The following is a 13,279-nucleotide window of genomic DNA, read 5'->3' as shown; positions in this document are numbered from 1 at the left end:
ACCAAGTCCATAACCACATCAGTTAACACACAAGCACAACGACAAGGACGTCATCATGAGCCAATACGTAATCGCCGTCGACCAGGGCACTACCAGCACCCGCGCCATCGTCTTCGACCAGAGCGGCAACATCGTGTCCTCGGGCCAGATGGAACACCAACAGATCTTCCCGCAGGCCGGCTGGGTGGAACACAATCCCACGGAGATCTGGGACAACACCCGCGAGGTCATCGGCTCTGCCCTGTCCAAGGCGAACCTGACGCGGCACGACATTGCCGCCGTCGGCATCACCAACCAGCGCGAAACAGCGGTGGTCTGGGACAAGACCACCGGCAAGCCGATCTATAACGCGATCGTGTGGCAGGACACCCGGACCCAGCCCATCGTGGATGAACTGGCGCGGGACGGGGGAGCGGACCGGTTCAAGCAGAAGGTCGGGCTGCCGCTGGCAACGTATTTCTCCGGGACCAAGATCAAGTGGATCCTGGACAACGTCGACGGCGCCAGGGAGAAGGCCGAGGCCGGGGACCTGGTGTTCGGCAACACCGACTGCTGGGTGCTGTGGAACCTCACGGGCGGCGTGGACGGCGGAGTGCACGTCACTGATGTCACCAACGCTTCCAGGACCATGTTCATGGACCTCGACACGCTGCAGTGGGACGAGGAGATCCTGCGCATTTTCGGTGTTCCGGCGTCCATGATGCCCGCCATCAAATCCTCCTCCGAGGTGTACGGCACGGTGCACACCTCGCAGCTGCTGCGGGAAGTCCCGGTGGCGGGCATCCTCGGAGACCAGCAGGCGGCCACCTTCGGCCAGGCGGCCTTCGAGACCGGTGAGGCGAAGAACACCTACGGCACCGGGTGCTTCCTGATCTTCAACACCGGGGAGGAGATCGTCCACTCGAAGAACGGGCTGCTGACCACGGTCGGCTACAAGCTGGGCGACGCCGCCCCGCACTACGCGCTGGAAGGGTCAATCGCTGTCACCGGTTCGCTCATCCAGTGGCTGCGCGACAACCTCAACATGATCAGCAGCGCCCCCGAGGTCGAGTCCCTCGCCGCTTCGGTGAAGGACAACGGTGGCGTGTACATTGTGCCGGCGTTCTCCGGACTCTTCGCGCCCTACTGGCGCTCGGATGCGCGCGGCGCCATCGTGGGCCTGACCCGGTTCGTCAACAAGAGCCACATTGCCCGGGCCGCGCTTGAGGCCACCGCCTTCCAGACCCGCGAGGTTCTGGATGCGGTCAACGCCGACTCGGGCGTTCCGCTCACCGAACTGAAGGTCGACGGCGGCATGGTCGCCAACGATGCCCTCATGCAGTTCCAGGCGGACATCCTCGGCGTTCCGGTTATCCGCCCGAAGGTGGTGGAAACGACGGCGCTTGGCGCGGCCTACGCGGCGGGCCTCGCCGTCGGCTTCTGGAAGGACCTCGGCGAGCTGTCCGCGAACTGGTCCGAGGACAAGCGCTGGGAGCCGAACCTGGACACGGAGGAGCGGGAACGCCAGCTGCGCCTCTGGAAGAAGGCCGTCACCAAGTCCATGGACTGGGTCGACGAGGACGTTCGGTAGCTTTCGCGTTCCGCTTCAGAGAGGAGGTCGCACCCGCCCGCCCGCTTCGCGGTGCCCACCACACCATGGCGGGGTGCGGCCTCCCCTCTTCCGCTGGGTCGGGCTACTCAGCCCCTCGTTGGGACTGGTAACGAGGGCGGGAAGGGGGTAGGGGTGCGCTAAACTGGCATCATGCGTGCGATCCTTCTGCTTAGCTAGCCGCTTGGTATCCCGAACAAATACGGATTATCGAGCGGCCGCCCCTCCATGTCGAGGGGCTTTTGTGTGTCCGGGGAGACCTTCCCGGCGGGCGGCGGGGATCAGACCGTTGTGACAGGACAGAGGTCATGACAGAACAGAAGAGGGCAGCAGTGAGCGTTCAGCCGGAGACCGAAACCGGAACAGCAGCAGGTGGAGCCGAGACACCCGAAGAGGGCGCGTACAGCTTCGCGGCAATGGAGGCCCGGTGGCCGCAGGTGTGGGAAGACCTGAAGGTCTTCACCCCCGCCGACGACGGTTCCAAGGAGCGCCGCTACGTCCTGGACATGTTCCCCTACCCGTCCGGCGATCTTCACATGGGCCACGCCGAAGCGTTCGCCATGGGTGACGTGGTGGCGCGGTACCTGCGCCAGCAGGGATACGACGTGCTGCACCCGATCGGCTGGGACTCGTTCGGGCTGCCCGCGGAAAACGCGGCGATCAAGCGCAACGCCCACCCGAGCGAGTGGACCTACGCCAACATCGAGACCCAAGCCGCATCCTTTAAGCGCTACGCCATCTCCGCCGACTGGTCCCGCCGCGTGCATACGTCGGATCCGGAGTACTACCGCTGGACGCAGTGGCTGTTCAAGCGCTTCTACGAACGCGGCCTGGCCTACCGCAAGGACCACCCGGTCAACTGGTGCCCTAAGGACCAGACGGTGCTGGCCAACGAACAGGTTGTTAACGGCGCCTGCGAACGCTGCGGTACCGCGGTGACCAAGAAGTCGCTGAACCAGTGGTACTTCAAGATCACCGAGTACGCCGACCGGCTGCTGGAGGACATGGAGCAGCTCCGCGGCCACTGGCCCGAGCGCGTGCTGGCCATGCAGAAGAACTGGATCGGCCGCTCCGAGGGCGCCCACGTCAACTTCGTCATCGAAGCCGACGGCAGCAAGCCCGCCAAGGACGTCACCGTCTTCACCACGCGCCCGGACACGCTGTACGGCGCCACGTTCTTCGTCGTCGCCGCCGACGCGCCGCTGGCCCTGGAACTGGTCACCGAGGAGCACGCCGCCGCCCTGGACGCCTACCTGGACAAGGTCAAGGCGCTGTCGGAGATCGAACGCCAGTCCACCGAGCGCGAAAAGACCGGCGTCTTCACCGGCCGGTACGCGGTGAACCCGCTCAACGGCGAGAAGCTGCCCGTCTGGGCTGCCGACTACGTCCTGGCCGATTACGGCACGGGTGCCATCATGGCTGTCCCCGCACACGACCAGCGCGACCTCGACTTCGCCAAGGAGTTCGGCCTCCCTGTGCGCGCGGTCCTGGACACCGGCGAGGAGGACCCGGCCGTATCCGGCACGGCGACGGCCGGTGAGGGCACGCTCATCAACTCGGGTTCGCTGAACGGCCTGCCCAAGGCCGAGGCCATCCCGGAAGCCATTCGGATCCTCGAAGGGCAGGGCACGGGCGAAAAGTTCGTCAACTTCCGTCTGCGCGACTGGCTGCTGAGCCGCCAGCGCTTCTGGGGCACTCCCATCCCGATCATCCACTGCCCCGCCTGTGGCGAGGTTCCGGTTCCGGACGAGCAGCTGCCCGTCGAACTGCCGGCAGACCTGCGCGGCGAGGACCTGGCGCCGAAGGGCACCTCGCCGCTGGCCGCGGCCGAAGCCTGGGTCAACGTCGAATGCCCGACCTGCCACGGACCGGCGCGCCGGGACACGGACACCATGGACACCTTCGTGGATTCGTCCTGGTACTTCCTGCGCTTCGTCTCGCCCCACTACACCGAAGGCCCGTTCGATCCCGAAAAGATCAACGACTGGATGCCGGTGGGACAGTACGTGGGTGGTGTGGAGCATGCCATCCTGCACCTGCTGTACGCCCGGTTCTTCACGAAGGTCATCAATGACCTGGGCCTGATCGAGGCGAACGAACCGTTCAGTGCGCTGCTTAACCAGGGCCAGGTGCTGAACGGCGGCAAGGCCATGAGCAAGTCGCTGGGCAACGGTGTTGACCTGGGTGAACAGCTGGACAAGTTCGGCGTCGACGCCGTCCGGCTCACCATGATTTTCGCTTCCCCGCCCGAGGACGACGTCGACTGGGCGGACGTTTCGCCGTCGGGTTCCGCGAAGTTCCTGGCCCGTGCCTGGCGGCTCGGCCAGGATGTGTCCAGCGAACCCGGTGTTGACTTCAGCACCGGCGACCGCGCGCTGCGCTCGGTCACCCACAGGACCATCGCGGACGCGGCGGAGCTGCTGGACAACAACAAGTTCAACGTCGTCGTGGCCAAGCTGATGGAGCTGGTCAACGCCACCCGCAAGACCATCGACTCGGGTGCCGGCGGTGCCGATCCGGCCGTTCGTGAAGCCGCCGAGGCGGTGGCCGTCATCCTCAGCCTCTTCGCGCCTTACACGGCGGAGGACCTGTGGAACGTCCTGGGACACCCGGCGTCGGTTGCCAACGCCGGCTGGCCTTCACACGACGAGGCCCTCCTGGTGCAGGAGACCATCACCGCGGTGGTCCAGGTCCAGGGCAAGGTCAGGGACCGGCTGGAGGTGTCACCGGCCATCTCCGAGGATGACCTGCGCGAGCTTGCGCTGGCCTCCGAGAACGTCCAGCGTGCGCTCGATGGCCGCGGCATCCGGACCGTGATCGTGCGGGCACCTAAACTGGTGAACATCGTCCCGGCCTAGCAGCGCTATTTGAGTAGCCCGGGAGCGACTGACCGGGCTCCGGCCGCCGGCATTGCCGGCGGCCGGAAACAACTGCAGGAGGGTGTGCCGTGATAGACCGCGAGCCGGCAGCCTGGCTGTGGTTAAAGGAGCATCTGGTCCGTCTCCGTCAGGCCACCAGGCCGGGCCATATCCCGCTCACGGGCGAGCCCGCCGTCGTCGTCCGTACCGCAGTGGTGACGGATTCCGCTGCCGCGCTGCCCGCCGACTGGGTGCGGGCCTTCTCCATCAACGGCCGGTTGGCCGTCATTCCAATGCCCGTCATGGTGGGCGAGGAGATCTATGGCGAGGGCGAGGACGACATCACCGGGACCATCGCCGTGGCCATGGCCGCCGCGACGCCGGTCAAGACCTCCCGCCCGTCGCCCGGACAATTTGAGCAGGCTTATCTGGCCGCCGAACGGCTGGGCTTCGAGTCCGTCGTCTCCATCCACATCTCCGGTGGCCTCTCCGGCACCGCTGATGCCGCCCGTCTCGCGGCGGGCAGGGTCAGGATCCCTGTTGAGGTGCTGGACACCCGCACGGTCGGAATGGCGCAGGGACTGGCCGTGCAGAGTGCCGTGGTGGCGGCCGCGGACGGCCGCGGTGCCGGCGAGGTGCGCCGCCTCGCTGAGGAGCGTGCGGCAAGGACCAAGGTCTACTTCTATGTGCCCAGCCTGGAGCAGCTGCGGCGAGGCGGACGCATCGGCGCAGCAGCTTCGCTGGTCGGAGCCATGCTGTCCATCAAGCCGATTCTCGCGGTCGAGGGCGGCAAGATCGTTCCGCTGGAAAAGGTCCGGTCCGCGGCGAGAGCCATTGCCCGGCTTGAGGAGATCGTGGTGGCGGAGGCCTTGGGCCGGCCGCTGGGGGAGGCCCGGCTGGCCATCCACCATTTCGGCAACCGGCCCGAGGCCGAGCTGCTTGCGGCCCGGCTCGCGGCAAAGCTCCCGGTCATTCCGCCTGCCCAGATCAGCTCACTGCCTGCCGTGCTGGCGGCCCACGCCGGGCTCGGCGTCCTTGCAGTGATCGTGGGGGAGAGCAGCTCTTCCGTTGCCGGTTGCCTCGCTCCCGGTGCAAAGGTGGCCGGCACCAGCGGTACCGAGGCCGCCACTTAGGCCTCGCAGGCAGCATTTGATGCGAGCCTGCTCGGCACTATGCCGCGTTTCTTTGCCTCGGCGATGCTCCTGTAGTCGTCAAATGCACCTGGCGCTTCAGGGCGCCTGTGACGGCTGTATCCAGGCCTGTGCTGAACGGTACGCGTCTACTCCGCTTTGGGCAGGTCGGCGGTAAACCCGTACTTCTTGTGCACCTTGAGAAGCAGCGCGGTCAGGTCTTGGATGACGAGCTGGCGCATGTCGCGCTCATCTGTTTCCAAGATCCGGTCCAGGTTCGGGGTGATGGTTCCTCTCACGGTTAGTCCCACTTTCCTTATCCGGGTCGTGGTCGGCGGATCGCCGGTGTGCATAGCGGCGGCCCCCGGAAACCAGCTGTGGCTTTCGGAGATGCTGAACTCCAGCGACCGTAGCGGACCGGTCAACCACCACTGCCGCCACGATGCCGAGGCATTGAGGTCCATCGTGACTTCCCGTGCCGTGGCCCGGTAGAGCTGTACCCGGTACGGCGCGTGCTCGAGTTGTTCGCCGTATTCGAGGAATCTTGGTTCGTCTTCACGGGGGGCCAAGGGCCACAGCGTGTCGGTGCTGCGTTCGTAGGCTTCCCGAAAGTCTGCATGCATACCGTTGCCGATCATGCCCATGAAGAAGTCGAACATCGCCGGCCTGTCCGGGTGTTCCAGGAAGTGCCCCTCGGGTGTCGGTACGTTGCCGACGAGAACCTGGTAAAGGCACCAGCCCCGGAGCCATTGCTCATAGCTGTACGGCTCACGTTCCTCCGGTTGCCTGCCCAGGAACGGTGGTGCTGTCGGATCAAATTTCTGAGGGTCAAAGGGGGCGCTTTCCGCTGCCGCTATCCTTGACGCGAAGAGGGCTTTGGGCTCGGGCCGGGACTCCCACTCTAGGAACACTTGCGATGCGCTTCGCAGGGCCTGCTCATAGAGATCAATGATCGTTTCGCCCGTCTCGGCGCGTAGTCTCCTGATCAGGGCGTCAGATTGGGGTCCGGGATCCCTGTTCCACAGCCGTGCCTCTTGCACGAAGACTTCGAGGTCCATAGCGTTCCTTCGCGAGAGCGGCCGCCGGCGGGCGGGATTGAACCCCTTGGCCGGGAGTGCCGGGCAGGACCGGAACTCAAGACGACAGTACTAGGTCGGGGCGGATCGAGGCCCCCTTGCAAATGCAGCCTTTGTCGGTAGTTACTGGCGAGCGTGTCATTGCGGACGAGTCCCCGTTCCAGAAGGGAAATTTTCGAGGGCCATTGGCCATGATCGCGAGCTGCGGTTGGGATGTTGCAACCGTCAGTTCTTTGCTGGGCCACGCCGGCTCAAGGACATTTCCAGTATGACCGTTTTTGGCTGTGGCGTTTTTGTCGTAGCCCCCTGTCATGCTGTGGGTATGGATAACGAGGCAGTTGCGAAGACGTTGGAGGCCATCAGTGCCTCCGCTCTTTCGCTGGCTGCTGAGCTCCGGAGGGCGGGCGATCCGGGCGCGGATGTGCTGCCGGATAGGGCGGAATCGCCTCAGGCGGAGGCGGATCCGTTGGGGGAGCAGGCGGATGCGTGTTGGACGGTCTGGCCGTGGTGGCGAGGATGGAGGCGCGGCTGGCGGCCGTGAAGGTGCAGCTTGCCGTCGGCTTTTCCGCGGCGGAGGAGGCCCTGACTCCGCCTGGTGCGTCCGTGCAGGACCGCACCGTCCGGCGGATGTCGGTGACCGCTGAGGTGGCCGGCGCCCTGACCGTTAGCGAGGGGTCGGCGGAGCGGTTGCTGGTTGAATCCGCCAAACTGACCAAGGATCTGCCGTTGGCGCTGGGCGCGCTGGGATCAGGAGCACTGTCGTGGCAGCACGCGCGGATCATGTGCGACGAAACCGACGGGCTGGATCCGGAAGCCGCCGCTGCTTTTGAGGCGCATTTCCTGGACCCTGATGCGCCGGGGTACGCGCGGGGTTGCCCGGCGGGGGAGCTGACCCCGGGCAGGTTTCGGGCGAAGGCCCGGTATTGGCGGGAACGACACCATCCGGTCAGCATCGAAAAACGGCACGCCAAGAGTGTGAAGGACCGGCGGCTGGAGTATGCCCCGGACCGGGACGGCATGGCCTGGTTCTCGGCGTATCTGCCCGCGGACCAGGCGGCGGGGATCTGGAACCGCACCACAGCAAAGGCCCGCGCCATGCAGGGCCCGACCGAAACCCGGACCCTGACCCAGCTCCGCGTCGACGCCTTCGCCACGTGGATGCTCACCGCGGGCCCGGGAGTTGATGGTGGGACTGAAGGTGCGGCCGCAGGATCCCTGCCCAAAGTTCCCCTGACAGCAGACTCCGTCCCGGCTGGTGAGGCGCCAGCCGGTGATGCCACGACCGGTGGGGTGCCAGCCAGTGATGTGCCAGCCGCTGGGGTGCCGTCCCCGCGGGCGCAGGTCCTGGTTACGGTTCCGGTGTTCTCGCTGCTCGGCCTGTCCGATGAGCCAGCCACACTCGACGGGTACGGGCCGATCCCCGCCAGCATGGCGCGCCGGCTCGTCGCCGACGGCGCTACGTCATTCCTGCGGGTCCTGACCGACCCGCGGGACGGGGCGCCCCTGGAGATCGGACGCACCAGCTACCGCCTCACCAAACCAATGCGGCAGTGGCTGCGGCTCCGCGACGCCAAGTGCACGTTCCCCAACTGCAACAACCACTCCCTGGACAACGACGCCGACCACATCCTGGCCTGGGCCGACGGCGGCGGCACCGGCGTCGCCAACCTTGGCCAGCCCTGCCCGAAACACCACCGCCTCAAACACGCCACAGCGTGGCAACCAGTCGGCGCCACCCGGGACGCCCCACCGGGCTGGATCTCACCCATGGGACGGTCCTACCCGGCCGAGTACCAGGACTGGGAACCACCCACCTGGCCAGAACCACCACCCGGCCAGAACTGGCCAGACCCATCACCCGGTGAGGACTGGCCAGAGCCACCACCCGCCCAGAACTTGCAAGACCTATCATCCGGGGAGGAGTGCCCGGAGCCACCCGACCGACCGGATCCACTGAACTGGCCAGACGAACCCGATAGCTTCGACGGGTTTGACGACTATTCAGGCCCCGGACCTTTGGATGCCCGTGAGGACCTCGACGGAGTCGGCAGCCGGATGTCCGTCGACGGCGCTGAATCACCACTGCCTCTGGATCCCTGGCCCTATTGGGCATCATCCACAGCAGCGTAGGAGCACGCCTGCCCTCACCCCGCGGTCGTCGGGCACAATCCCCGCTGCCCACTTGTCATGGCTAGCAGAGCCTGCCCGCCGGTAGTACAGTCTCCCCACCGAGCAAGGAGGCTCCCATGTCCATGCAAGTCCACCACGTCGCCCAGTTGGACCGGGATGTGGCCGAGGAAGTCACGAAATGGATGAAGTACCTGAAAGGGCAGGTGACCAGCGTCCAGTTCCTCACCACCACAATCCCTGATCCCAAGGAACCGGAGAAGTGGCGCGTGCAATACGAGGCCTACATCACCTACCAGCGGTAGTGGCGCCATCCGCAGGGCGAATCCACATAGGGAATGACGGGACTGTCGGGAAGGCTGACCGTTTCCTACCGTGGTTGATATGTCACGCCGGACCGCTGGAGCCTCAGCCAGCGCGCAGGCGCGCCTTGGTGAGGGGCGCCCGGGCGCGGGGCGAGCTGCGGGACGTGGCACCGTGGGGGAGAGGGCAACAGACGGGCGGGCGGCCAGACGGCTGGCAGCCACGCTCGGACCGCCTGCTAAGCCCGGCCTTGTCTGCAATGAAGAGTCGGATCCGTCGCCGGGCGATGGCCGCTCGGGGCTGCTGGAAACGGGAACGGGAGGCGGCTTCACCTACGGCCGGCAGGCCGGCTCCGGGTCTGCGGTGTCCAATGAAGTGGCCGAGCCGCGGTTCCGCTGGCGCTTGGGCATACGTGCCGCGGCATTGGTGGGTGTGCTGTCGCTGATTGCCGGAGCCTTCCTCTGGTGGCAGGTGGCTGCCAACGGTCCTGTTGTCCTTCCGCTCAGTTCAGTCACCCACGACTCCGCGGGAAAATCAGCGGCCGGTACAGAAGGCCACAACAGCAACGACCCGAACAGCAACAACCCGAACAGCAACAACCCGGACGGCAGCGGCCCGGACGATGACGGCACCGTTGACAGTGGGCCCGGCAGTGACCGGAAGGCCGCTGACGGCAATGACGGCACCGGGCCGGCGGCCGGGAAGGTCGTGGTGCACGTCGCCGGAGCGGTGAAGAAGGCCGGAGTGGTCCGGCTCCCGCGGGGAAGTAGAGTACATGAAGCCATCGTCGCCGCCGGGGGCGCCAGCCCGGAGAGCGATCTCGACCGACTCAACCTCGCCTCCCCGCTGGAAGACGGCCAGAAAATCTACGTACCGCGGCGCGGCGAGGCAGCACCGGATGGCACATCAGGTGCCGCGCCAGCGGACAAATCCGGTGCGGCCGGGGCGGCCGGCACGTCAGGAGCGGACGGCGCCGAAGCCGGTGGAACCGGTGGGCATGCATCCGACGGTGCCGGAGGCAAGATCAACCTCAACACCGCAACCATGGAAGAACTCGGCGAGCTGCCGAGGGTTGGCCCCGTGTTGGCCCAGCGCATCGTCGACTGGCGCACGCAGCAGGGCCCCTTCAAGTCACCCGAGGAACTGGACGCCGTCGACGGCGTCGGCCCCAAAATGCTGGAAACGTTGCTTCCGCTGGTGACCGTCTGACATGGATAGCAGGAACGAACGCGTGCCCAGCCGATGGCACCGCTATGTCCAGGCGGCAGTGGATTTCCCAAGGCCCGACTCCCCACAGGGTGAAAATTTGTCCGGAAATTCCGCCACGGCTGATTCCTTGCCGTCACAGCCTCCGGACAGGCCCGGCCCCGCGAGTGGCCTCAGCCGGAAGGTGCGCGCTGACATCCGCCGTCGTCTGCTGCCGGACGGACAGGACGTGACCACAACCGAACCGAATCGGCGCCGGACCGACCTTCGCCTTGCCCCGGCCGCACTGCTGGTGTGGGCAGCAACCGTCGCCGGGCCGTGGCTGACACCGGGCATCCTCCTGCTTGTGTGGGGCAGCCTCGCCGCGTGCGCCGGAGTGCTGCTCGGCATGCTTCTGCGGAGGAAGAAAGCCGAAGGACGCTGGCGGCGCAGTTTCCTGACCACCCTGACGGCAGCACTCATGCTTGCCGCGGCATCGACTGCCCATTCGGCAGTGTCATCCTCTCAGCGCCACGACGAGCAGGTGTCAGGAATTATCGCCGCGGGTGCATCAGCAGTGGCTGAAGCCGAGATCACCGGGGCGCCCCGTGCCCTCAAGACGCCCGGCCCCTCCGGACGTGCAGAACGCTGGGCAGTGGCCGCGGCGGTCCGGACCTTGACGTCGGGCGGCCAGGTGATGCACGCGCATCTGCCGGTGGTCATCATCGGCGGGCAGGAGTGGCAGCACGCGGGCACCGGCCAGTTGTTTCGGGTCACCGGAAAGCTCCGGCCTCCGGATCCGGGCCGGGTGGAGGCGGCGATCCTGACGGCGTCATCACCGCCTGTCCAGCTCGCAGCTGCACTAAATTGGCAGCAGGCGCCGGCCGCTCTGGGCAAGCGGTTCGCCTCAGCCGCCGCCTGGCTGGCCCCGGACGCGGCGGGCCTCCTCCCGGGCATGGTCACAGGCGATACCGGAGGCCTGAGCGAGGAGCTCGAGACAGCCATGAAAACCGTGGGCCTGACGCACCTGACGGCCGTGTCCGGGGCCAACTGCAGCCTGATACTCGGCGCGCTGCTGTTGGCGGCACGCTCGCTTCGCCTGGCCAGGATTCCGGCCGCAGCCGTCGCCCTCGCGGGCCTCGGCCTGTTCGTCCTCATGGTTGGTCCCGATGCGAGCGTGCTCAGGGCATCGCTGATGGGTGCTATTGCTTTGGTATCTCTGGCAGGTGGACGGGCCGGCCGCGGGCTGAGTTTCCTATGCCTGGCCGTGATGGCCCTGCTGCTCGTGGAGCCGGAACTGGCGGTCAGCTTTGGGTTCCTGCTCTCGGTCCTGGCCACCCTGGGGATCATTGTGCTGGGCCGTTGCATCATGGGCTGGTTCCCGCCGAGCGTACCGCGCTGGGCCGCGGCAGCTGTTGCTGTTCCCCTGTCGGCCCAGGTGCTGTGCGGCCCCGTCATTGTGGTGCTGCAGCCGCAGTTTGCCACCTACTCGCTGCTGGCCAACGTGCTTGTTGCCCCTCTCGTGGCACCCGTCACCATCCTGGGCACGGCGGCCGTGGCGCTCCTGCCCCTCGTGCCCTGGCTGGCGGCGGTACTGATCGGCGTCGCCGGGTTCTTTGCCGGTGGTGTGGCGGCTATCGCCCGGTTCACCGCTGGTCTTCCCGGCTCCGCGCCGCCTTGGCCTGAGGGCGTGTTCGGATTGCTGACCATGCTGCTGTTCTCCGTTGTGACATTGCTCGCCGTGTGGATGGCCGCCCATTCGGCCGGCACCATCAAACTGGTCCTGGCGGCGCACGCCGTTACTGTTCAGATCCTTGACCGACTGCCCGAGGCCACGTTCCGCCGCGGCGGCCCGGGCCGCCGTGGGAGACTTAGAGCCTGCAATCTGAACTCCGGGAGGAATCACCAGTGGCCGCTGCCCAGCAACGACCGAAGACGCCGGCAGCCAATTCGGCGACCTGGCGGGACGTGACGCCTGCGGCGGTCGTCCTGATCACGGGTCCCGAGGAGTACCTCGGCATCCGGGCGATGGACCGTGTCAGGACGCAGGTGCGGGCGGCCTCACCCGACGTGGAGGTCACCAGGCTCGGCGCCGGCGCGTACGAGGCCGGGGCGCTGGCCATGAATGTCAGCCCGTCACTGTTCGGCGAGAACAAGCTGATCGAGGTGGACGGCCTCGAAGCGATGAATGATGCCTTCCTGACGGACGCACTGACGTATCTCAAGCACGTTGAACAGGACGCTGTCCTCGTGCTCCGGCACGGCGGCGGAACCCGCGGCAAGAAGCTCCTCGATGCCGTGAAGGCCGGGGGCTGGCCGACTGTCGACTGCCAGCCGCTGAAAAAGGATGCGGAAAAAACTGCCTTTGTCACGGCCGAGTTCAAGGCCGCCGGCAGGCGGATCACACCGGAGGCAGTCCAGTCGCTGGTCAACGCGGTCGGCGCCAACCTGTCAGAGCTGGCGGCGGCGTGCAGCCAGCTCATAGCCGACGCCTCCACTGCCGTCGACGCTGACATGGTGGACCGCTACTACGGCGGAAGGGTGGAGGCCACGGCGTTCAAGGTGGCCGACGCCGCCATGGCAGGCAATGGTCCTTTGGCCCTGTCCACACTCCGGCACGCGCTGGCAACGGGCGCCGACCCGGTACCGCTGGTGGCGGCGTTGGCAGCCAAGCTGCGGACCGTGGCCAAGGTCGCCGGCGCCAAAGGATCGTCGGCGCAGATCGCCAGGCAGCTGGGCATGCAGCCGTGGCTGGTGGAGCAGGCGCAGCGGGACGTCCGGCGGTGGACGCCGGAGGGCCTGGCCCGGTCCATTCAGGTCACTGCCGAAGCCGATGCGCAGGTCAAAGGACTTTCCCGCGATCCGGTTTACGCCGTCGAACACGCCGTCACGGTCATTGCTTCCGCCGCCCGCGGCCGTTAGCGCTTCACTGGCTTGTTGGCCCGGGCTGGCTTGAAGACCGGGCCAGCTTGTAAACCGGGCTGAGCTTGTAGGCTCGGGGTCAAGGGGGTG

Annotated in this window: 8 protein-coding genes and 1 pseudogene; 8 read left to right on the top strand and 1 reads right to left on the bottom strand. The window is 66.7% G+C overall.

Annotated elements, in window-relative coordinates; all coding sequences use genetic code 11:
* Positions 1 to 55 precede the first annotated feature (55 nt).
* The 3 genes from glpK (at position 56) to ACTHQX_RS04425 (ending at position 5,579) form a co-directional block, all read left to right on the top strand.
* A complete protein-coding gene (gene glpK / locus ACTHQX_RS04435; protein ID WP_236803454.1) occupies positions 56 to 1,570 on the top strand; it encodes a glycerol kinase GlpK in 1,515 nt (504 codons plus the stop codon).
* A 350-nt stretch (positions 1,571 to 1,920) separates the two neighbouring features.
* Positions 1,921 to 4,446, top strand: coding sequence for a leucine--tRNA ligase (gene leuS / locus ACTHQX_RS04430; RefSeq protein WP_440156197.1), 2,526 nt, complete (start codon positions 1,921 to 1,923; stop codon positions 4,444 to 4,446).
* 89 nt (positions 4,447 to 4,535) lie between these two features.
* On the top strand, positions 4,536 to 5,579 hold the full coding sequence (locus ACTHQX_RS04425) for a DegV family protein (protein ID WP_440156148.1): 1,044 nt from the start codon (positions 4,536 to 4,538) through the stop codon (positions 5,577 to 5,579).
* 146 nt (positions 5,580 to 5,725) lie between these two features.
* Here ACTHQX_RS04425 and ACTHQX_RS04420 read toward each other — a convergent pair whose 3' ends face one another.
* Complete coding sequence (locus ACTHQX_RS04420) at positions 5,726 to 6,634, bottom strand: hypothetical protein (RefSeq protein WP_440156149.1); 909 nt, start codon at positions 6,632 to 6,634, stop codon at positions 5,726 to 5,728.
* Positions 6,635 to 6,974: 340 nt separating this feature from the next.
* On the opposite strand from ACTHQX_RS04420, the pseudogene ACTHQX_RS04415 reads away from it, so the two are divergent.
* From ACTHQX_RS04415 to holA, 5 genes and pseudogenes are all read left to right on the top strand, one after another.
* Positions 6,975 to 8,782, top strand: a pseudogene (locus ACTHQX_RS04415) (DUF222 domain-containing protein).
* A 116-nt stretch (positions 8,783 to 8,898) separates the two neighbouring features.
* Positions 8,899 to 9,084: a hypothetical protein gene (locus ACTHQX_RS04410; RefSeq protein ID WP_102972397.1), complete on the top strand. Its 186-nt coding sequence runs from the start codon at positions 8,899 to 8,901 to the stop codon at positions 9,082 to 9,084.
* 79 nt (positions 9,085 to 9,163) lie between these two features.
* Positions 9,164 to 10,291 carry a helix-hairpin-helix domain-containing protein gene (locus tag ACTHQX_RS04405; protein ID WP_440156151.1) on the top strand — a complete coding sequence of 376 codons (1,128 nt, stop codon included), beginning with the start codon at positions 9,164 to 9,166 and terminating at the stop codon, positions 10,289 to 10,291.
* 226 nt (positions 10,292 to 10,517) lie between these two features.
* Positions 10,518 to 12,239 carry a ComEC/Rec2 family competence protein gene (locus ACTHQX_RS04400; protein ID WP_440156153.1) on the top strand — a complete coding sequence of 574 codons (1,722 nt, stop codon included), beginning with the start codon at positions 10,518 to 10,520 and terminating at the stop codon, positions 12,237 to 12,239.
* Positions 12,176 to 13,189, top strand: a complete 1,014-nt coding sequence (holA, locus tag ACTHQX_RS04395) for a DNA polymerase III subunit delta (RefSeq protein WP_440156154.1) — start codon at positions 12,176 to 12,178, stop codon at positions 13,187 to 13,189. The genes ACTHQX_RS04400 and holA overlap by 64 nt, the downstream gene beginning before the upstream one ends.
* Positions 13,190 to 13,279 lie beyond the last annotated feature (90 nt).

The organism is Arthrobacter sp. SAFR-023 (assembly GCF_051965295.1).
Lineage (GTDB): Bacteria > Actinomycetota > Actinomycetes > Actinomycetales > Micrococcaceae > Arthrobacter.
Note: the sequence above shows the minus strand (reverse complement) of the source record. Positions and strands in the feature narration are given on the sequence as shown.

Coding starts and splice junctions, on each gene's coding strand:
- glpK (WP_236803454.1), top strand. CDS start 56: ATGAGCCAATACGTAATCGCCGTCGACCAGGGCACTACCAGCACCCGC.
- ACTHQX_RS04420 (WP_440156149.1), bottom strand. CDS start 6,634: ATGGACCTCGAAGTCTTCGTGCAAGAGGCACGGCTGTGGAACAGGGAT.
- ACTHQX_RS04410 (WP_102972397.1), top strand. CDS start 8,899: ATGTCCATGCAAGTCCACCACGTCGCCCAGTTGGACCGGGATGTGGCC.
- ACTHQX_RS04405 (WP_440156151.1), top strand. CDS start 9,164: ATGTCACGCCGGACCGCTGGAGCCTCAGCCAGCGCGCAGGCGCGCCTT.